The 20,134-nt window shown below is 64.8% G+C and carries 19 protein-coding genes and 1 riboswitch; of the genes, 7 read left to right on the top strand and 12 right to left on the bottom strand.

The genetic code is table 11. The annotated features are described in order from the left end of the window. Positions 1-41 precede the first annotated feature (41 nt). From H3H45_RS08700 to H3H45_RS08675, 6 genes are all read right to left on the bottom strand, one after another. On the bottom strand, positions 42-536 hold the full coding sequence (locus H3H45_RS08700; protein ID WP_182833342.1) for an STM3941 family protein: 495 nt from the start codon (positions 534-536) through the stop codon (positions 42-44). Further along, complete coding sequence (locus H3H45_RS08695) at positions 533-883, bottom strand: hypothetical protein (protein ID WP_182833341.1); 351 nt, start codon at positions 881-883, stop codon at positions 533-535. Before H3H45_RS08695 ends, H3H45_RS08700 begins: the two co-directional genes overlap by 4 nt. Positions 884-904: 21 nt before the next feature. Beyond that, positions 905-1,228 carry a low molecular weight protein tyrosine phosphatase family protein gene (locus H3H45_RS08690; RefSeq protein ID WP_182833340.1) on the bottom strand — a complete coding sequence of 108 codons (324 nt, stop codon included), beginning with the start codon at positions 1,226-1,228 and terminating at the stop codon, positions 905-907. 16 nt (positions 1,229-1,244) lie between these two features. After that, positions 1,245-1,466, bottom strand: a complete 222-nt coding sequence (locus tag H3H45_RS08685) for a hypothetical protein (RefSeq protein WP_182833339.1) — start codon at positions 1,464-1,466, stop codon at positions 1,245-1,247. 104 nt (positions 1,467-1,570) lie between these two features. Then, positions 1,571-3,229, bottom strand: coding sequence for a cation acetate symporter (locus tag H3H45_RS08680; RefSeq protein ID WP_182833338.1), 1,659 nt, complete (start codon positions 3,227-3,229; stop codon positions 1,571-1,573). After that, complete coding sequence (locus H3H45_RS08675; RefSeq protein ID WP_182833337.1) at positions 3,226-3,537, bottom strand: DUF485 domain-containing protein; 312 nt, start codon at positions 3,535-3,537, stop codon at positions 3,226-3,228. Before H3H45_RS08675 ends, H3H45_RS08680 begins: the two co-directional genes overlap by 4 nt. A gap of 453 nt (positions 3,538-3,990) precedes the next feature. Between H3H45_RS08675 and H3H45_RS08670 the strand changes: the two genes are divergently transcribed. After that, a complete protein-coding gene (locus tag H3H45_RS08670; protein WP_182833336.1) occupies positions 3,991-4,215 on the top strand; it encodes a DUF2061 domain-containing protein in 225 nt (74 codons plus the stop codon). Between the two features lie 62 nt (positions 4,216-4,277). Continuing rightward, positions 4,278-5,831, top strand: a complete 1,554-nt coding sequence (locus tag H3H45_RS08665; RefSeq protein ID WP_182833335.1) for a glycoside hydrolase family 17 protein — start codon at positions 4,278-4,280, stop codon at positions 5,829-5,831. A gap of 69 nt (positions 5,832-5,900) precedes the next feature. Here H3H45_RS08665 and H3H45_RS08660 read toward each other — a convergent pair whose 3' ends face one another. From H3H45_RS08660 to H3H45_RS08650, 3 genes are all read right to left on the bottom strand, one after another. Then, complete coding sequence (locus H3H45_RS08660) at positions 5,901-6,572, bottom strand: DNA-3-methyladenine glycosylase I (RefSeq protein ID WP_182833334.1); 672 nt, start codon at positions 6,570-6,572, stop codon at positions 5,901-5,903. Between the two features lie 300 nt (positions 6,573-6,872). Next, on the bottom strand, positions 6,873-7,619 hold the full coding sequence (gene cobM / locus H3H45_RS08655) for a precorrin-4 C(11)-methyltransferase (RefSeq protein ID WP_182833333.1): 747 nt from the start codon (positions 7,617-7,619) through the stop codon (positions 6,873-6,875). Continuing rightward, positions 7,616-8,029 (bottom strand): cobalamin biosynthesis protein, encoded by a 414-nt coding sequence (locus H3H45_RS08650; protein WP_182833332.1) that lies wholly within the window; start codon positions 8,027-8,029, stop codon positions 7,616-7,618. The genes cobM and H3H45_RS08650 overlap by 4 nt, the downstream gene beginning before the upstream one ends. Before the next feature lie 93 nt (positions 8,030-8,122). Further along, a riboswitch (cobalamin riboswitch) is annotated at positions 8,123-8,320 on the top strand. Between the two features lie 94 nt (positions 8,321-8,414). On the opposite strand from H3H45_RS08650, the gene cobW reads away from it, so the two are divergent. The 5 genes from cobW to cobF are packed head-to-tail and all read left to right on the top strand — an operon-like array spanning position 8,415 to position 15,697. Next, positions 8,415-9,470 (top strand): cobalamin biosynthesis protein CobW, encoded by a 1,056-nt coding sequence (cobW, locus tag H3H45_RS08645; protein WP_182833331.1) that lies wholly within the window; start codon positions 8,415-8,417, stop codon positions 9,468-9,470. Positions 9,471-9,476: 6 nt separating this feature from the next. Beyond that, a complete protein-coding gene (gene cobN, locus H3H45_RS08640) occupies positions 9,477-13,211 on the top strand; it encodes a cobaltochelatase subunit CobN (protein WP_182833330.1) in 3,735 nt (1,244 codons plus the stop codon). A 10-nt stretch (positions 13,212-13,221) separates the two neighbouring features. Further along, positions 13,222-14,241, top strand: coding sequence for an ATP-binding protein (locus tag H3H45_RS08635; protein ID WP_182833329.1), 1,020 nt, complete (start codon positions 13,222-13,224; stop codon positions 14,239-14,241). Next, complete coding sequence (locus H3H45_RS08630) at positions 14,223-14,933, top strand: vWA domain-containing protein (protein ID WP_220494243.1); 711 nt, start codon at positions 14,223-14,225, stop codon at positions 14,931-14,933. The genes H3H45_RS08635 and H3H45_RS08630 overlap by 19 nt, the downstream gene beginning before the upstream one ends. Next, positions 14,930-15,697 (top strand): precorrin-6A synthase (deacetylating), encoded by a 768-nt coding sequence (gene cobF / locus H3H45_RS08625; RefSeq protein WP_182833327.1) that lies wholly within the window; start codon positions 14,930-14,932, stop codon positions 15,695-15,697. The genes H3H45_RS08630 and cobF overlap by 4 nt, the downstream gene beginning before the upstream one ends. Before the next feature lie 154 nt (positions 15,698-15,851). Here the strand turns inward: cobF and H3H45_RS08620 are convergent, their stop codons facing one another. The 3 genes from H3H45_RS08620 to H3H45_RS08610 all read right to left on the bottom strand — a co-directional run bounded on the left by H3H45_RS08620 (position 15,852) and on the right by H3H45_RS08610 (position 20,043). Beyond that, positions 15,852-16,859 carry a hypothetical protein gene (locus H3H45_RS08620; RefSeq protein WP_182833326.1) on the bottom strand — a complete coding sequence of 336 codons (1,008 nt, stop codon included), beginning with the start codon at positions 16,857-16,859 and terminating at the stop codon, positions 15,852-15,854. A gap of 168 nt (positions 16,860-17,027) precedes the next feature. Next, on the bottom strand, positions 17,028-17,216 hold the full coding sequence (locus tag H3H45_RS08615; protein ID WP_182833325.1) for a hypothetical protein: 189 nt from the start codon (positions 17,214-17,216) through the stop codon (positions 17,028-17,030). A gap of 1,117 nt (positions 17,217-18,333) precedes the next feature. After that, positions 18,334-20,043, bottom strand: coding sequence for an amidase (locus H3H45_RS08610; protein WP_182833324.1), 1,710 nt, complete (start codon positions 20,041-20,043; stop codon positions 18,334-18,336). Positions 20,044-20,134: the final 91 nt, after the last annotated feature.

Here is a 20,134-nt window from a genome sequence, read left to right as displayed (position 1 = left end):
ACACTGTTCCTCAATGAAATGAATAACGGCCGGCCAATCGATCAGCGCATGGCTAAGTGCCGGCTCTGGCACAAGCTATTGAGCTGCTGCGCCAGCACCTCGGGGTGCAGGCCATAGGTGTCCGGCAAGGCGCTGTGGTAGCCCGACAGCGCCTGCGAAATCGCCACGCCACGACCTCGCGGCACATGGCCCTGGGCGAAATTCCAGGCCACCAGCGAGTTGCTGCTGATGCGCACCACGGCGAAACCGGTCACCGCGACCCAGCCAATCCGGTGCGCACGAAACAGACTGCAGTAGGTGAAGCCCTGCTCATCCAGAAGCAGATAAGCAGCACGCGGATGCAACTGCACGAGAAATATCAGGGCGCCCAAGGCAAATAGCAGCGCACAGAAGTAACCGAGCAACACGCCGTCGCGCACCATCCATACGCCCACCGCACTGAACGACAGGCACCCCAGCAGCAGAAGCAGGGTTTTCCCACGCGCGGGATAGAGCACCAGCGGCAAACGCAGCTCGGGCTGCAACGCTGCGTTCATTGGCGATTGCCTCCATCCGGCCTGGACAACACGCGCAGGCGCTCGCTGCGCACCCAGACGCCGGCATCCTCCTCGTCACCCGCCGGGTAGAGGATCAGCGACCAGGAGCCATATTTGGCGTAGATGGCCACACCATCACCGGGAATGATGAACTTGCCGCGAATCGGACAGGCCGCATCCGGCGCCGAATGAAACTGCGCGCGCCCCTGACCGATCACCTCGCCGATATAGGGACGGTGCTCGGCCCCGGTCTTTACTGCAGCATCCAGCGCCGCACAGTCGCTCTGCTGCGCCAGTGCCGCTGGGCTGGTCAGGCAGAGTGCTGCCAGCCACCTAAACTTGTGCATCCCTGCTCCTCCTGTGCCCTCTCAGCGCAGCAAGGCGCCTACCTTTTGCTCTAGCAGGCGGACCAACTCCAGCTGCATGAAATCGTAATTGTCGGGAATATCCAGACAGATCACCCGCTTGCCTTTCAGCGCGGCGGCGAAACGTTGCTTGAGCCGGCGCCCGTGTACCGCCTCCATGACGAAAATCAGCTCGGCCCATTGCACCTGTTCCAGCGATAGCACTTGTTCGGCATCCGGACTGAGGCCTGCCGAGTCGCTTTCCACCCCTGGCCAACTAGCAAACACCTGCTCCGCCGTCGGGCTGCGCAGACGGTTGCGACTGCAGATAAACAATACGCGCGGCAAGCGCTGCTCTCCGAGATCAGGCGCGACGGAGCGCGCGGGCCAGCAGGATAATCCCGAGCAGCGCCAGCACGCCAATCGACAGACCATAGCACCAGGGCGCCGGCCCGGAATGCCCCAGCGCCTCGATGCCGATACGGTTATCCAGCCAGCCCCACAGCGGCAGCAACAGCAGCGTCAGCAAGACCCCGCCACACAAGGAGCCCAGGCCGATCGCCAGCAGCATTAAAAGTACGCGCATCAGCGCCGCCCCAGAGGTTTCACGTCGAACCAGCCTAGCAAAGCAGCGCCCATAAAAAAGGGCAGCCAACAGGCTGCCCGAAACACGCGGAGAATCTTGCTTGTTTAGTGTGCCACCGCACCGCTGGCGCCCAGGCCAGTCTGCGAGCGGACGAACTGCGAGTAGAAGCGTGCACGTTCTTCGCTGGCAGCCACGGACTTGTCGGTGATCGAGAAGAACCAGATGCCCACGAAGGCAATCGCCATGGAGAACAGTGCCGGGTACTCGTAGGGGAAGATCGCTTCGGCATTGCCGAGCACCTGCACCCAAACGGTTGGGCCGAGAATCATCAGGGCCACGGCGGTGACCAGGCCCAGCCAGCCGCCAACCATGGCGCCACGGGTGGTCAACTTCTTCCAGTACATGGAGAGAATCAGTACCGGGAAGTTGCAGCTGGCCGCGATGGAGAAGGCCAGACCGACCATGAAGGCGATGTTCTGCTTCTCGAATGCGATACCCAGGCCGATGGCCAGCACGCCGAGTGCCACGGTGGTGATTTTCGATACGCGCAGCTCATCTTTCTCGTTGGCTTTGCCTTTCTTGATCACGCTGGCATACAGGTCATGGGACACCGCCGAAGCACCGGCCAGGGTCAGGCCAGCCACCACGGCAAGGATGGTGGCGAAGGCCACGGCCGAGATGAAGCCAAGGAACCAGCTACCGCCCACCGCGTTGGCCAGGTGCACCGCCGCCATGTTGTTACCGCCGAGCAGAGCGCCGGTGGCGTCTTTGAAGGCCGGGTTGGTGCTGACCAGCAGGATCGCGCCGAAGCCGATAATGAAGGTCAGGATGTAGAAGTAGCCGATGAAACCAGTGGCGTAGAACACCGACTTACGCGCTTCCTTGGCATCGCTCACGGTGAAGAAGCGCATGAGGATGTGCGGCAGACCAGCGGTACCAAACATCAGTGCCAGGCCGAGGGAGATCGCCGAGATCGGGTCTTTCACCAGGCCGCCGGGGCTCATGATCGCCTCGCCTTTCGGGTGTACGGCGATGGCTTCGCTGAACAGGCGGGCGAAGTCGAAGTCGACGTGCTTCATCACCATCAGCGCCATGAACGAGGCACCGGAAAGCAGTAGCACGGCCTTGATGATCTGTACCCAGGTGGTCGCCAGCATGCCGCCGAACAGCACGTAGAGCACCATCAGGATACCGACCAGGATCACCGCCACATGGTATTCGAGGCCGAACAGCAGCTGGATCAGCTTGCCGGCACCGACCATCTGCGCGATCAGGTAGAACGCCACCACCACCAGCGAGCCGCTGGCAGACAGGGTGCGGATCTGCGTTTGCCCGAGGCGGTAGGAGGCGACGTCGGCAAAGGTGTACTTGCCGAGGTTGCGCAGGCGTTCGGCGATCAGGAACAGGATCACCGGCCAGCCGACCAGGAAGCCGATCGAGTAGATCAGGCCGTCATAGCCAGAGGTGAACACCAGCGCGGAAATCCCCAGGAACGAGGCCGCCGACATGTAGTCGCCGGCGATCGCCAGGCCGTTCTGGAAGCCGGTGATGCTGCCGCCGGCGGTGTAGAAGTCGGAGGTCGAGGTGTTGCGCTTCGACGCCCAGTAAGTGATGTACAGCGTGGCGCCGACGAAGGCGAGGAACATGACGATGGCCGAAGTGTTCAGCGGCTGGCGCTGCACTTCACCTTCCAGTGCACCGGCGGCCCAGAGTGCTGGGGCCAGTGCCATCAGGCCGATGGCGGTAAGAAGACGCGCGATCATTTCTGCACCTCGTCGAGAATGGCCTGGTTCAGGGTGTCGAACTCACCGTTGGCGCGCTGCACATAGATACCGGTCAGCACGAAGGCCGAGATGATCAGGCCCACACCCATGGGAATGCCCCAGGTCACCGGCGAATCCGCACTGATGCGGGTACCGAGCAACTGTGGCTCGAAGGCGATGAGCAGGATGAATGCCACGTACAGGCCGAGCATGATGGCGGATAGGATCCAGGCGAAGCGTTCGCGCTTGGCGACCAACTCCTGGAATTGCGGATTCTGTTCAATCCGCTTGTAGATGCTGTCGTTCATTGTTGTTGTCCTCCGCAGCACGGGTTGCTGGTGAGTCCACTCTAGAACGATGAGCAATCCACGACAGACGACCTTAGTCGTAGCCCGCAGGCATTCTCGACCAAAGTCTTAGCAGGCTGTTTAACCACGCCCGCAGGGTGCGCTGCGCGCCGCACAAACCCGATGCGAGCACTCCACTGCGCCGGGGCGCCTGGAGAATCCGCAAGCCAGTGCAGGTCGGCAGCTATGCAGCAGTCACCATCTTCAGGCCAGGGCTGCGCCAGACACTCATGGCCTTCAACGGCCTGGCACCCCGGTTTGCAGGCACCCAGCGCCTTCAGACAGCTAAGCTATCAAACAAGTGACCCTAATTTAACCAAACTATGGATGGCATACATAACCGCCATTTCACCGGGCTCCGGGTGCCACCTAAGCTGCACATCAAGAAAGAACAATTCTTATTTGAGGTGCGCCATGCTCAAGACCATCACCTTCACCCTCATGCACTTCTGCATCGCCTTCGGTGTGACCTACGTACTCACCGGCAGCGTGGCGGCCAGTAGCCTGGTAGCGGCGATCGAGCCGTTGTGCAACTCGGTAGGCTTCTACTTCCACGAAAAAGTCTGGCGGCGCTTTGAACGGCGTGGCGCGCGGAAGGCAGCCATCCCCCAGCATGCCTGGTTGCACCACCAGGCGTGAGTCGCCCACCGGGGCTTCTGATCCGCTAATATGCGCGGCTTTGTCGCCACGCATCCAGAACCATGAGCCAGCCCGATCGTTCCCCTGCACTGCCCTACCTGTTCGCCAGCCTGCTCGCCATGCTGGCACTTGCCGCCCTCTGGTACGCGATTGGCCGCCCGGTCGTGCTGGCCGATGCGGCCACGCCGACACACAAGCTGCAGTGCGCCTCCTACACGCCGTTCGGCAAGGACCAGTCGCCCTTCCAGCAGCCTTTCGTGCTGCGCCCGGAACTGGTGGATGCCGACCTGGCCCTGCTGGCCCAGCGTTTCACTTGCATCCGCACCTACTCGCAGATCGGCCTGGAAGCCATTCCCGAACTGGCCCGCAAACATGGTCTGAAGATGCTGGCCGGCGCCTGGGTCAGCAGCAATCCGGTCGATAGCGCCAAGGAAGTCGCGGCGCTGATCGACACCGCCAATCGCTACCCGGATGTGGTCGACGCGGTGATCGTCGGCAACGAAGTGCTGCTGCGCAAGGAAACCACCCCCGAGCACCTGGTTGAGCTGATCGGCCAGGTCAAGGCCGCGGTCCAACAACCCGTGACCTATGCCGACGTCTGGGAGTTTTGGCTGGAACACCCCGAGGTGGCGCCTGCGGTGGACTTCCTCACCATCCACCTGCTGCCCTACTGGGAAGATGATCCGAGCAGCATCGAGCGCGCCCTGCACAAGGTCAGCGAAGTGCGCCAGACCTTCGGCAACGCCTACGCGCCCAAGGACATCCTGATCGGCGAGACCGGTTGGCCGAGTGAAGGTCGCCAGCGCGAAACCGCCCTACCCAGCCGGGTCAACGAAGCGCTGTTCATGCGTGGTTTCGTCAAACTGGCCGAGGAAAATGGCTGGCGCTACAACCTGATCGAGGCCTTCGATCAACCCTGGAAACGCGACAGCGAAGGTGCCGTAGGCGGTTACTGGGGCCTGTTCGATGCCGATCGCGGTGACAAGGGCATCCTCGCCGGCCCTGTCTCCAACCTGCCGCACTGGCCGCTGTGGCTGGCCCTCAATGGCGCGCTGATGGCGGCGGCCCTGCTGTTCGCCGGGCGTCCGGCTTCGCGCCGTGCGGCCCTGCTGCTGCCGCTCACTGCCGCCCTGGGCGGAGCCTGTATCGCCGGCTGGAGCGAGCTGGCCAGCATCACCAGCCGCAGCACCGGCGAATGGCTGTGGGCGATCGTCCTGCTGCTGCTCAACCTGATCGTGCTGGCGCATATCAGCCTGGCCCTGTCGGCCCGTAACGGCTGGCGCGCTGGTCTGTTCGCCTGGCTGGAGGCCCGTGCCGGCTGGTGGCTGGCGGCCAGCGGTTTCGCGGGTGCGGTGTTGATGCTCGGGCTGGTGTTCGACGCGCGCTATCGCAGCTTTCCCAGCGTGTCCCTGCTGCTGCCGGCACTGGTCTACCTGTGCCGCCCGGTCCACGGCCCGCGCCGGGAAATCGCCCTGCTCGCCGTACTGATCGGCGCCGGCATCGCCCCGCAGCTGTACCAGGAAGGTCCGCATAACCTGCAAGCCATCGGCTGGGCGATCACCGCGCTGCTGCTGGTCGCAGCACTGTGGCGCAGCCTGCGTCTCAGGCGCGGCTGAGAACCGCCTCAAAGACCCTGGTTGCCAAGGTGCGCACAGCGCACCCCACCCCCCGCCTGAGCCATCTGTTTAGTGGTTGACCGTATGCGCCAGCATCACCGATAGCTGGCACAGTGGCCGGCCGCTCTCGGCATGCCACTGGTTGAAGGCTGCCTGCACGGCGGCCAGTTCCTTGAGGCTGGTTGGCACCTTATCGACGATTTCCTGGGCCTTGAGCGCGGCAACCATGTCGTCGCTGGGAATGAAGGTGTCCTTGCCGATCATGCGCAGCAGACGCGGCGCCGACAGCCCGCCGAGCTGGCTGCCGTGCTTGGCCAGGTACTTCCACAGGCCGACGATATCAGTCACCGGCCAGTCGGCGATCAGCGCACCGAAGCTGCCTTTTTCCTTCTGCACATCCAGCACGAACTGGGCGTTGCGCGGCACGCTCTTGAGTTTGCCCAGGTGGCGGATGATGCGCGCATCCTGCATCAGCCGTTCGAGGTGCTCGGCACTCATCAGCGCCACTTTTTCCGGGACGAAGCCGAAGAACACTTCCTCAAAGGCCGGCCACTTGGCGTCGACCAGGCTGTGTTTGAGGCCGGCGCGAAACACGCGCAGAGCGATCAGCGACAGGTAGCGGTCATCGCTGATCTGGCGCAGTTCCGCCGCGCTGCGCGGCTGCGGCAGCATGGCCTCCAGGGCCGCGGGCGAGCCGAAGCGGTTCAGGCAGTACTCGTGAAGCCATTGATAGTCGCGCATCGATCGTCCTTACAGAGTCTGGTGCGGGCGAACCCGACAGAGGCAACAGGGTGCCCGCCCAGCGCGGCATCCGGCAAGCCTGCCGATCGCAGAAACGGGTCAGGGCCGCAACAGTGCACGCGCGCCCTCCCCTTCGACTAGCCGGTGGTTGCCGGCCTCAGAACCTGTTCACGATCTTTTGGACTAGAGCCAGACAAGGCAAAAACAGGTGAGGAAGCGGAGTTTACGAGCTGTAAATGAGCATTCCGAGCCTGTTTTTAACGCGGTATGGCCGACGGACAGAAGATCGTGGACAGGTTCTCAGGTCCTGAACAGGTGCTGGGTATCGGCGTGGTACAGCGCCGAAGCGGCAAAGTCCTCGGCGCCCAGCACCCGGCCGACCAGGATCAGCGCAGTGCGGCGGAAACCCTTGGCGCGCACCTGGCCCTCGATATCCGCCAGAGTGCCGCGCACCCACTCCTGATCCGGCCAGCTGGCGCGGTGCACCACGGCAATCGGACAGTCTGCGCCGTAGTGCGGCAGCAGCTCTGCAACTATCGCCGCCAGGTGCTGCACGCCAAGATGGATGGCCATGGTCGTGCCGTGACTGGCCAGGGCACCCAGCGCCTCTCCGGCCGGCATCGGCGAGTTGTGCCCGTAGCGGGTGAGAATCACCGTCTGCGCCACATTTGGCAGGGTCAGCTCGGCCTCCAGCAGCGCCGCGCAGGCGGCGGTGGCGGTGACGCCGGGAACGATCTCGAAGGGGATATCCAAGGCCCGCAGCTCGCGGATCTGCTCGCCGATGGCGCCGTACAGCGACGGGTCGCCAGAATGCACGCGGGCCACATCCTGGCCACGGGCGTGGGCCTCGGCCAGCAGGCGGACGATCTCACCCAGGTGCAACTCGGCGGTGTTCACCACCAACTCGGCCGCATGACCTTCGAGCACCGCCGCCGGCACCAGCGAGCCGGCGTAGAGGAGCACCGGGCAGCTGCGAATCAGGCGCTGGCCTTTGACGGTGATCAGTTCGGGGTCGCCGGGGCCGGCGCCGATGAAATAGACGGTCATCGCACGTGTTCTCTATCGATTCGCGCCAGGGCGCAGGTGGCGTTGCTACTGCGCTGACGCGGGCCAAGCAGCTGCGCAGTGCCCAGGCGCGCGGCGGCGACCAGCGCGCTGGGCTCGGCCACGGCGGCGCTGCCAGTAACGCGCAGGGTCAGCGGATTGGTCTCAGCCTGGCCGGCGACGCTAGCCAGTTCCTGCGCCGAGCACCAGGTCATCGGCAGCGCCAGACGCTCGATCAGCGTCTGCAGGCCGGGCTCGTCACGCTTGTGCGCACTGCTGGCCAGGCCCGCCAGAGCCTCCAACCCCAGGCCATGCGCGGCCAGACACTGCAGCAGCAGGGCTTGCAGCTCGTCCGGGGTACAGCCGCGACGGCAACCGAGGCCGGCAATCAGGCGAATGGCGGGGCTGGGCATGGCGCTCCTGCTGGCAGCCAGAAAAGGCCGCGTAGCTCAGCACGGGCGGTCACCCCGGTCAACCGCGGTTGACCTGCACCCGGTCGCTGCGTAGCCTTGCAGCCTTTCCGAGGTTCTTCTTCGCCAGCCGAAGAAGCTAAGAGGGAACAGGGTATTACAAGCCCTGGCTGCCCCCGCAACTGTGAACGGTTCAAGCCCCTTCGATATACCACTGCCAACGGCGGGAAGGTGAAGGGAGCGCGCCCTGCGCACGCCGTAAGCCAGGAGACCTGCCTCGCGAAAGTTTCGACAACCGGGCGGGGTGATCCGGTGGTGTTCGGCCTGCGCATGCCTGCGTTGGCCCCGCCCTGCCCGTCCGTCTTTTTTCGACGCTCCGGGGCCCTCCATGAAAACGCTCGCCAAACTTCCCGTCACCATTGTTACCGGCTTCCTCGGCGCCGGCAAAACCACCCTGCTGCGGCATATGCTCGGCCACGCCGACGGGCGCCGCATCGCGGTGATCGTCAACGAGTTCGGCGAGCTGGGTATCGACGGCGAAATCCTCAAGCAATGCTCGATCGGCTGCAGCCAAGAAGAAGCCAACGGCCGTATCTTCGAACTGGCCAACGGCTGCCTGTGCTGCACCGTGCAAGAAGAATTCTTCCCGGTGATGCGTGATCTGGTGGCACGTCGCGGCGAGCTGGACCACATCCTGATTGAAACCTCCGGCCTGGCCCTGCCCAAGCCACTGGTACAGGCCTTTAACTGGCCGGAAATCCGCAACGCCTGCACGGTGGATGCGGTCATCACCGTGGTCGACAGCCCGGCCGTGGCCGCTGGCACCTTCGCCGCCTTCCCCGAGCAGGTCGATGTGCAGCGCAAGCTCGACCCCAATCTCGACCACGAATCGCCATTGCACGAGCTGTTCGCCGACCAGCTGGCCAGTGCCGACCTGGTGATCCTCAACAAGGCCGACCTGCTCGACGCCGCCGCTTTGGCTACGGTGCGTGCCGAAGTGGCCGAGGAGCTGCCGCCGGCGGTGAAAATCATCGAAGCCCATGGCGGCGAGCTGCCGCTGGACGTGCTGCTGGGCCTGAACTGCGAGACCGAGCTGCATATCGAGGGCCGCAAGACCCACCATGATCTGGAAGGCCATGAAGACCACGATCACGACGAATTCGCCTCGTTCCACCTGGAACTGCTCGAGGTCGAGGAAGCCCGTCTGCTGCAAGCGCTGAAGGATGCGGTCAGCAAACACGGCATTCTGCGCATCAAGGGTTTCGCCGCCATTCCCGGCAAGCCGATGCGTCTGCTGCTGCAGGGCGTTGGCCAGCGTTTCGACAAACACTTCGACCGCGCCTGGCAGGCCGATGAGCCGCGTATCACTCGCCTGGTGGTGATCGGCCAGACTCTGGATCAGGCCGCCATCGAAGCCGAGCTCAACGCCGCGCTGGCAGGCTAAGCCCGCATGCACCTGCTGCGCACCCAGCCCGGCAGCCAGCTGCCGGTCGACAGCATTGCCGACCTCGGCCAGACCCCGGCCGAGCTGGTGATCCTGTGCACCGGCGATTCGCACCTGTCGTTGCTGGCCGAAGTGGCGCGGCAGTTGCCGGCGGATTACCCCAGCCTGCGCCTGGCCAGCCCGGCGCAGCTGAGCAATCACGCCTCGGTGGATCTGTACGTCGAGCAGGTGCTGCAGCACGCCAAGGTCATCCTGATTTCCGTGCACGGCGGCGTTAGTTACTGGCGTTACGGCATCGAGCGGTTGGTCGAACTGGCCGAGCGCGGTGCGCAGGTGATTATGGTGCCGGGTTGCGACAACCCTGATCCGGAGCTGATGGCCTTGAGCACTGTGCCAGTGACCGAGGCTGAGCGGCTTTGGCAGTTCCTGCGCCAGGGCGGTGCAGGCAATGCGCTGCAGCTATTCAACTGCATCGCCAGCCAGTGGCTGCAGCGTGACTACGCCTGGGGCGACCCGCAGCCGCTGCCACGCGTGGGCCTGTATCACCCGCAACTGGCCAACCCGAGCCTGGCCGATTGGCAAGCCAGCTGGCAGGCCGATGCGCCGGTGGTGGCGCTGCTGTTCTACCGCACCCAGGTGCAGGCGGCGAATACCGGGTTTATCGATGTGTTCTGTCAGCGCTTGCAGGCCCTGGGTCTTAATCCGCTGCCAATTGCCGTGGCCAGCCTTAAAGAAGCCGCCTGCCTGGCCCAGGTTGAGGACTGGCTGGAGCAAGCCGATGCCAGCCTGATTATCAATACCACTGCCTTTGCCCTGTCCAACCCGGAAGCGCCGAGCGCACGGCCTTTTCGCCGCGATATCCCGGTGCTGCAAGCCATTTGTTCGTTGGATAACCATGCACAGTGGCAGGCCAATGCCCAGGGCCTGGGTTCACGCGACCTGGCCATGCATATCGTGCTGCCCGAGCTGGATGGCCGGCTGATCACCCAGCCGATCAGCTTCAAGGGCCTGGCCTGGCGCAGCGAGCGCAGCCAGAGCGATGTGGTCTGTTACCAGCCGCACCTGCCGGGGATGGATTTCGTCGCCGAACTGGCGCGCAACTGGATGACCTTGGCGCACAAAGCCAACGCCGATAAGCGCATCGCCCTGATCCTGGCCAACTACCCGACCCGCGACGGGCGCATCGGCAATGGCGTCGGCCTGGATACCCCGGCGGCGGCGCTAAATATCCTCCGAGCCCTCGAACAGCAGGGCTACCTAGTCGCAGACCTGCCGGACAGCGGCACCGCGCTGATTCATCAGCTGCTTGGCGGCGTGACCAATGATCTGGACAGTCTCGACGCGCGGCCCTGCGCCCAGAGTCTGGCGCTGGACGAGTACCTAGTGTTCTTCCACAGCCTGCCGGCGGCCAACCAGCAGGCTGTGCGCGAGCGCTGGGGCGAGCCGCAGCAGGACCCCATGTTCCGCAGCGGTCGGCTGATGATCGCCGGCCTGCGCTTTGGTTTGACCTTTGTCGGCATCCAGCCGGCGCGCGGTTATCAGCTGGATGCGGCGGCGGTGTATCACGACCCGGATCTGGTGCCGCCGCACGGCTACCTGGCGTTCTACTGCTGGCTGCGCCGGGCCTTTGCTTGTGATGCGGTGATCCATGTCGGCAAACACGGCAATCTGGAATGGCTGCCGGGCAAGAGCGTCGGTCTTTCCGAACAATGCTGGCCGAGCGCGATTCTCGGCCCGCTGCCGAATATCTACCCCTTTATCGTCAACGATCCGGGCGAGGGTGCCCAGGCCAAGCGGCGTACCCAGGCGGTGATCATCGACCACCTGATGCCGCCGCTGACCCGCGCGGAAAGCTATGGCCCGTTGCGCGATCTGGAGCGCCTGGCCGACGAATATTACGAGGCCAGCCAACTCGACCTGCGCCGCGCCGCCGAGCTGCGCGGCGAGATTTTGCTCAAGGTGCGCGAGGCCAGCCTCGATCGCGAGCTGGGTCTGCAACTCAACGCAGACCCCAATAGCTGGCTGCCGCAGCTGGATGCCTACCTGTGCGATTTGAAGGAATCGCAGATCCGCGACGGCCTGCACGTATTCGGCGAATCACCGGCCGACACGCTGCGCCGCGACACCCTGCTGGCGCTGTTGCGCATTCCCCGTGGTGACGGTCAGGGCGGCAACGCCAGCCTGCTGCGCGCCCTGGCCCGCGACCTAGCGTTGGACTTCGATCCGCTCGACTGTGACATGGCTGCACCTTGGCAGGGGCCGCGCCCGGCCGTGCTGGCAGAGCTGAGCAGTGATGCCTGGCGCAGTGCCGGCGATACCCGCGAGCGCCTTGAGCTGCTGGCTTTGCAGCTGATCGATACAACGGATTTCGAATCCGTTGGTGCGGAAAGCACCCAGGTGCTGCAGCGTTTACGTGAGCAGATCGCGCCGCTGCTGGACGCCTGCGGCGATGCAGAAATGCACGGTCTGCTGGCGGCGCTAAACGGGCGCTTCGTGCCTGCCGGGCCCAGCGGCGCGCCGAGTCGCGGGCGGCTGGATGTGCTGCCCACCGGGCGCAACTTCTACAGCGTCGATGTGCGCAACCTGCCCACGCCGACCGCCTGGCGTATCGGCGTGCAGGCGGCGGATCGCTTGTTGGAACGGCATCTGCAGGATCACGGCGACCACCTGCGTCAGCTCGGCCTGTCGATGTGGGGCACCGCTACCATGCGCACCGGCGGCGACGATATGGCCCAGGCCCTGGCGCTGATGGGTGTGCGCCCGGTGTGGCAAGCTGGCAGCCAGCGCGTCGAGCGTTTCGAGGTGCTGCCGCTGGCGCAACTCGGCCGCCCACGGGTGGACGTGACCCTGCGCGTGTCCGGCTTCTTCCGCGATGCCTTTAGCAACCTGATCCGCCTGTTCGACGACGCGGTGCAGGCGGTGGTCGATCTCGATGAGCCGGAAGAGATGAATCCGCTGTCGGCGCGGGTCTGGCGTGAGTCTCTGACCTTGCAGGACAGCGGCTTGGATGAACAGGAGGCGCGTAAACAGGCCGGCTGGCGGGTCTTTGGTTCCAAGCCCGGTGCCTATGGCGCGGGCGTGCAGAACGCCATCGAAGAGCGTCTGTGGCAAACCCGTGAAGACCTGGCCGAGGTCTACCTGAACTGGGGCGGCTACGCCTACGGCACCCACAGCGAAGGCACCCCGGCGCGCGCGCAGTTCGCCGAGCGCCTGGAGCAGATGCAGGCGGTGCTGCACAACCAGGACAACCGCGAGCACGACATCCTCGACTCCAACGACTACTACCAGTTCCAGGGCGGCATGCTCGCGGCCGTGGAAACCCTGCGTGGCGCCAAGGTGGCCAGCTACCACGGCGACAACAGCCAGCCCGACACACCGCGCATCCGCACCCTGAAGGAAGAACTCAACCGCGTGGTGCGCGCCCGCGCGGCCAATCCCAAGTGGATCGACGGCATGAAGCGCCACGGCTACAAGGGCGCGTTCGAGCTGGCGGCGACCATCGACTACCTGTTCGCCTTCGACGCCACCAGCGAACTGGTCGACGACCACCAGTACGCGCTGCTCACCGATGCCTATTTGCTCGACAAAAACACCCGCGACTTTATCCAGCAGCACAACCCCGGCGCCCTGCAGGACATCCTCGAACGCCTGCTCGAAGCCCAGCAACGCGGCCTCTGGCAAGATCCCGGCGAGTACCGCGAAGCGTTGGAAAACCTGCTGATTGATAGCGAAGAATCCTAGAGAGCCTGCCATGACCGATAGCCACTTCCCCCTCGCCGCCGTGGTCGCCGCCGATGACCTGAAACTCGCGCTGTGCCTGGCGGCCATCGACCCCGCGATTGGCGGCGTGCTGATCGAAGGCCCACGCGGCATGGCCAAATCGACCCTGGCCCGTGGCCTGGCTGATCTGCTCGCCAGCGGCACCTTTGTCACCCTGCCACTGGGCGCGAGCGAAGAGCGCATCGTCGGCACCCTCGATCTCGATGCCGCGTTGGGCGAGGGCCGCGCGCAGTTCAGTCCTGGACTGCTGGCCAAGGCCAATGGCGGCGTGTTGTATGTCGATGAAGTCAATCTGCTGCCCGATCATCTGGTCGATCTGCTGCTGGATGCCGCCGCCAGTGGGGTCAACCATATCGAGCGCGACGGTATCTCCCATCGGCATGCTGCGCGTTTTGTGCTGATCGGCACCATGAACAGCGAAGAAGGCGAACTGCGCCCGCAACTGCTCGACCGCTTCGGCCTCAACCTGGCCCTGGACGGCCAGCCGCAACCGGCCCAGCGCGCCGAGATCATGCGCCGGCGCCTGGCCTTCGACAGCGACCCGCAGGCCTTCCTGCAAACCTGGGCCGCCGCCCAGGACGAACTGCGCAGCCGCTGCCGGAACGCCCGCGCGTGCCTGGCCGCGATCCCCCTGGACGACGCCGCCCTGGAGGCCATCGCCCAGCGCTGCTTCGCCGCCGGCGTCGACGGCCTGCGCGCCGACCTGGTCTGGCTGCGCGCCGCCCGTGCCCACGCGGCCTGGCGCGGCGCCGCGCAGATCGCAGACGAGGATATCGAGGCGGTGGCCAACTTCGTCCTGCGCCATCGCCGTCGCCCTGCACCGCCGGCCCAAGCACCGCAACAACAGCCCCCACAACAGCAGCAACCCGCGCCAAGCCAGTCCACCGCCAACGCACCGGCCCAAGGCGACGGCCAGTGGGGCGAACTGCCGGCGCAGGCCCAGGCCATGGGCGAACGGCGCGAACCGCCGCGCTGGGCAAAAAAGCCCTGAGCATCCGCCCGCGCCAGCCCCTCGGCGCGGATGCCAGGCCTAAACCGGGCAGCCTGAGTGGCGGGCGCAGTGGTGCCAGCCGCAGCGGCCTGCTGGGCGCTATCGACTGGCCGGCGACCTTGCTCAAGGGCCGCCCACGCAACCGCCAGGACCTGCTGCGCCGCCCACGCAGCGCGAAACCCAGCGAACTCTGGCTGGTGATAGTCGATGCCTCGGCCTCGACTCGGCGCCATGGCGCACTGAGCCAGGCCAAGGGCCTGCTCGCCGAGCTGTTCGAGGCGGCCTACCGCCAGCGCGCGCGCCTGGCCCTGCTGCACGCCACCGGCACGCAACCGCGCTGGCTATGGCAGGGGCAGAAGAGCGCCAGCGCCCTGCGCGACTGGCTCGCCCAGCTCGGCGCCGGCGGCGGCACCCCGCTGATCGAAGCCCTGCAACAGGCCGCGCAGTGGCAGGCGCGCCGACAGCGCCGACAACCAGCCGAACAGCAGCGCCTGCTGATCCTCACCGATGGCCGTCTGCGCGACTGGCCCACCCTGCCCGCCAGCCAGTGCCCGGCGCTGCTGGTGGATATCGAACGCACGCCGGTGCGTCTCGGCCGCGCCCACCTGCTGGCCACGCAGCTAGGCGCTGACTACCAACACATTGACGACCTGGCGCCCAGCGCCCGCTCTCCTCTCTGGAACACACCATGAAAGAACTGCTGCTGGTCGGCATCGGCGCCGGCGACCCCGACTACATCACGATGCAGGCGCTCAAGGCCCTGCGCCGCGCCGACGTGATCTTCCTGCTCGACAAAGGCCCGGCCAAGCACAAGCTCAACGCCCTGCGCCGGGAAATCTGCGCGCGCTTTTTAGACGGCCACACGCCACGCTTCGCCGAAGGCGTGCAGCCGGAACGCGAGCGCGAGGCCGCCGACTACCGCGCCAGCGTGGATGAGTTGAACCGCGACAAGCAGGCGGTGTTCGAACAACTGATCGACGAGCAAATGGCCGACGGCGAAGTCGCCGCCTTCATGGTCTGGGGCGACCCTTCGCTGTACGACAGCAGCATCCGCATCGTCGAGGCCATCGCCGCCGCGCGCGGTGATCTGCACTACGAGGTGATCCCCGGTATCACCAGCCTGCAGGCCCTCACCGCCCGCCACCGCGTGCCGCTCAACAGCATCGGCCGCGCCGTGGAAATCACCACCGGCCGCCTGCTCGCCGAGGGCTGGCCGCAAGGCGTGGACAGCGTGGCGGTGATGCTCGACGCCAAGGACACCTACCTGCGCTTGGTTGGGCAGGGGCTGCATGTCTATTGGGGGGCGTATGTGGGGACTGCCGACGAGATTCTGATTGCTGGGGCGTTGGATGAGGTCGCGGAGCGGATAGCCGAGACCCGCGCGCAAGCGCGTGAGAGGAATGGGTGGATTATGGATAGCTACTTGCTGCGCAAGAGCGGCACAGCGCGGGACTGAGATTGAAGGTGGACAAGCAGAGTGTTGTCCACCCTACGTCGCGATCAAGCCCGCGTAGGATGGAAAACCACGCAGCGTTTCCCACCACTGGTTATCTAGGCTACTTGCTGTTGCAAAACGTCCGGTGAGCGGCTCACCGGACTCCAGGGTGCCGTTAGGTAGGCCGAACCAAATCCGCCATAAATTGCCCCAGCTCTGATGGCGACGAGAGCAAGGCTTCGATCACGCCCAGCACAGCTTTTTCTTCTTTGCTGATCTTGCTGCCAAAACCAAGGAAGCCGCCGCCGGAGGCAGAAGCGACAGCGCTGCCGAATGCTAGCAAGTCGTTCTTGAAGGCCACGGCCGACTCTTCTTCGCTGTTGGTGCTCAGCAGGGTGTTGATGCTGGCGAAGTATTGTGGGGCGTTAAATTGGCCACTCGTGAAGCGCTTGAGGAAGTCCATCAGCAGCGCCTGGCCTTGCGGTGTGAACGGGGTGAGTTCGGCCATCACTCGCTGCATCAGCACGCTTGGGTATTTACCAGACTCTTTGAACAGCTTTTCAAAGGCCTTGAGTTCTTTGGCGTCGATGTTGCCATCGGCAGCCCCCACCATAAAGAACACAGCCAGAGGTGCATCGCGCAGGGTGGCCCACTCGTTAGCGGCAAAGCCAGCAAAGCCAGAGACAGCAGTGGGTTGTTCTTGGCCCTTTTCCTGCCACAGAGCTGCGGCCTCGGTGTGCTCGTCACGGCCGGAAAAAAAGGCGTCCATCAGTGGTTGCAGTTCGCTGACTTCGAGGTTGGTGAGCGCCGTGAGTTTAGGCTTGAATACGGCAAATCCTTCGCTGCTTTGCGCGTGGCGGTAAGGGATAGCCATCTGCAGTTCGCGTTTCGGTTCGCCATAGGTGCAGATGTTGATAAGTAGGGCATCCACCTTGCCGACATCCGGCAGGGTGATAAAGGCATCCACCGCCCAGGTGCCGCCAGCGGCCTGGTAGGGGTTGTCGTTGTACATCTTTTGTCCGTCCGCCATCGCCTCCTCGGCGGAGGGTGAGGCTACGCGCACCATTTTGGTTTTGCCGTCTGCGGTCAGGTAGCCATAGATAGGCACCAACAGCTCGCCGCCACTAACACTGAGCACAGAATGCGCCGCCACACGGCCGGCCATCTTGTAAGTCTCTTGCATCGTTATCTCCTTATAAAAACTACTTGGTGCTGGTTCAGTTCATCACGGTTATATCGATCTTGGTCACCCCGTAGCTTTTGCGCTCTGCCGAGATAAGACCGCGGCGCTTGCCGTCGACGAACCTGCAGGTATAGGTCTGCGGGTAATCCGGTGACTGTTTGCAGTCGCTTACGTGGGGTTGGGTGCGGTAAAAAGCCATGAATCAAGCTCGTCGTCAGTGGCCAGGGTCAACGAGGTGGTGTCGTCGTAGCTGTCATCGGACTCCACTTTGGCGTCGGGGTAGCGGGCGACGTCATTGGCAGCCAACAGGTTGGCGCTGAACAGCAGGGCAAGGCTGAGGGTGGCATAGCGAAGCATGCAGGCTTCTTCCTTGAGTGGTGACACAGCGCTACCGACCAAGGTAAGCATGGCGACGTCGCAGGGGCGTGAATTGGGGCGGCGGGTATGCTGGCAGGGGTGACGACAGTCCATTGTTCACTGGCAAATCCTTTTGCAGCGTTGCGGTGCGGCGAGCGTAACCTGATGCTTCGGGTAAATTCAATCGGCCCGGTGGGCGCTACGCCCGGGGCAGACCAGTGCGTGGTGGAGCAATCGGGGCAAACCATGTTTTTGGCCGAAGCGTCTACTCTAAATCGCAACACTTTCCTCGGCTGCAACTACAGATTTCGCCTCGTACGGCGAGTCACTTTCTCTTTGCGCGCGCAAAGAGAAAGTAACCAAAGAGAAAGCGCGCCCGACATCCGGGTTTCGCTGCGCGAAACTTCCCTCCCTCCGGTGCCGCTCCGGGGGCCGGCGTACAAGGGCCATCCCTGGCCCTTTACGCCTCTCGCCGCATCCATGCGGCTCGTCCCCCTACGCAACACCTACGCTCGGCCTCCTGACGGGGTTCGGGCTCCGAGTTGCTTGTTAGTTTCTCTTGCCGCTTCGCGGATGATCGTTCACTCGCTCCGCGTGGGAACGCCGCCGTTGACACTCCTACGTGCGAAGCCGACCGGCAGTTCTGTGACGCAGAGTATTGGGGCCGTCAGGACTCGGCTTGCCGTAGGGTGCGCCGTGCGCACCAGGATTAGCGAAGCTCGGTGCGCACAGCGCACCCTACAAATAAATGCGCAACCTTCAGGCAGCACCAAACGCCCCTTCAGGAGGGTGAGCGGAATCGTCGTGGAAGGGGTTGAGCGGCATGGATGCCGCGAGAGCCGCGATGGGCCAGGGATGGCCCTTCGCGGCGGGCCCCTGGAGCGGCGATGGAGCGAACGAACCCGAAGCGAAGCGCAGGGCCGGATGCAGGGGCAAGCCCTTTTGGTTCCTTTTGGGGCAACTGCCAAAAGGGACCCGCCCAGCAGGGCGGAACCAATGCTTCAGCCAACGCTATAACGGAGCAGCGGCACGAACAAACAAGCTGGTGGACAACGCTGCGCGGTTGTCCACCCTACGGTCTCAGACGCAGGCCTGGCGTGTCAGGCAAAGCCCCCTATCACCCCCGTCCCAACGGCGGAGTCCGCGGCGGTACCAAGCGCCTCGAGCCCGTCGCCTCGAACGCCGCCGCCAGGCGCAGCAACGCCGAGTCGTCGTAGGCACGCCCGGCGAAGGTCAGCCCCACCGGCATGCCGATGTCCGCCATCACGCCCATCGGCACGGTCACGGTGGGCACGCCCAGGTGGCGGATGGCCAAATTGCCGTTGGCTACCCAGATGCCGTTGCTCCAGGCGATATCTGCCGAGGCCGGGTTCACGTCGGCATCCGCCGGGCCGACGTCGGCCACGGTGGGGAATAGCACTGCGTCGAGGCCGAGGCCGTCCATCCAGTCTTCCAGATCGATCTTGCGGGTCTTTTCCAGGCCGCGCAGGCCGTCGGGCAGCGTCGCGATCTCGTTCCAGTTTTTCAGGCCGCGCTTGGCCATGTTCACGTATTCATCCATGCCGGCGGCCAGGTCGTCTTCGCGATTCGGCAGCGTACCGGGGTCGTGCGGGAAGATCAGCGGCCCGTCGACGTCGGCGAGCTTGTTCAGCTTGGGATCGCCGTTGGCCCGCAGGAAGTCGTCGAAGGCCCAGCCTGACAGCTCCCACAGCTCATCATGGAGGAACTCCTTGGACACCAGGCCGCGGTTGTACACGGTCGGGGCACCGGGGCGATCGCCTTCACAGTTGGACACCAGCGGGAAATCCACTTCGATCACTTGCGCGCCGGCCGCTTCGAGGGCCTGGCGCGCCGCCTCCCACAGCTCGATCACCGTGGCGCGGGTATGGATGCGCTGACCGGTCGGGCCGCCAATACCGGGCTTCTCGCTGGTGCCGGCCAGCTCATCCTTGTTGATGAACATGCGCGGCACGCCGAAGCGCTTGCCCTTGAGGGCATCACGCGTAGCTGCGAGCTCCAGGTAGGAAGCCGGGCGCACCGCCGAGGCCTTGGGGATCGGCACCCAGGGCTGCAGGCGCCAAAGGTCGCCGCGGGTCTCGGCGTCATCCTCCACCACCACGTCGAGCACTTCGAGCAGGTCGGCCATGGTTCGCGCGTAAGGCACCACCACGTCCATGGTCGGGGTCAGCGGCCAGTTGCCGCGCACCGAGATCACCCCGCGCGACGGCGTGTAGGCGCACAGGCCATTGTTCGAGGCCGGGCCACGGCCGCTCGACCAAGTTTCCTCGGCCAGGCCGAAGGCGGCATAGCTGGCCGCGGTGGCGGTGCCGGCGCCGTTGGAGGAGCCCGAGGCGAAGGGCGCGGTGAGGTAGGCGGCGTTGTACGGGCTTTCCGCGCGACCATAGACGCCGCGCTGCATGCCGCCGTTGGCCATGGGCGGCATGTTGGTTTTGCCCAGGCAAATGGCGCCGGCGGCGCGCAGGCGCTCGACGGTGAAGGCGTCGCGTTGGGCGACCAGATCCTTGAACGCCGGGCTGCCGGAGGCGGCGGTAAGGCCTTTGACCAGGTAGCTGTCCTTGGCCGTGTAGGGGATACCGTCGAGCGGGCTGAGGGTTTCGCCACGCGCGCGGCGGGCGTCGGAGGCCTGCGCCTCGGCCAATGCGTCGGGGTTGCGTACCACCACGGCATTCAGCGCGGTGGGCGTGGTTGGGCCGTCGTAGGCCTCGATCCGCGCCAGGTAGGCCTGGACCAGTTCGACGGCAGTGGTGCGGCCGGCTTCGAGCGCGGCGCGCAGTTCGGCGATGGAAACCTCGGTGACTTCGATCATAGGCTCACCGCCGCCACAGGCTGGCTGACTGGATGCTCACGGCTGGTCTCAGGATGGATGCTCATAACGGTTCTCGTTGCACGGCATTACG

Origin of the sequence: Aquipseudomonas guryensis (assembly GCF_014164785.1) — a bacterium.
Lineage (GTDB): Bacteria > Pseudomonadota > Gammaproteobacteria > Pseudomonadales > Pseudomonadaceae > Aquipseudomonas > Aquipseudomonas guryensis.
Note: the sequence above shows the minus strand (reverse complement) of the source record. Positions and strands in the feature narration are given on the sequence as shown.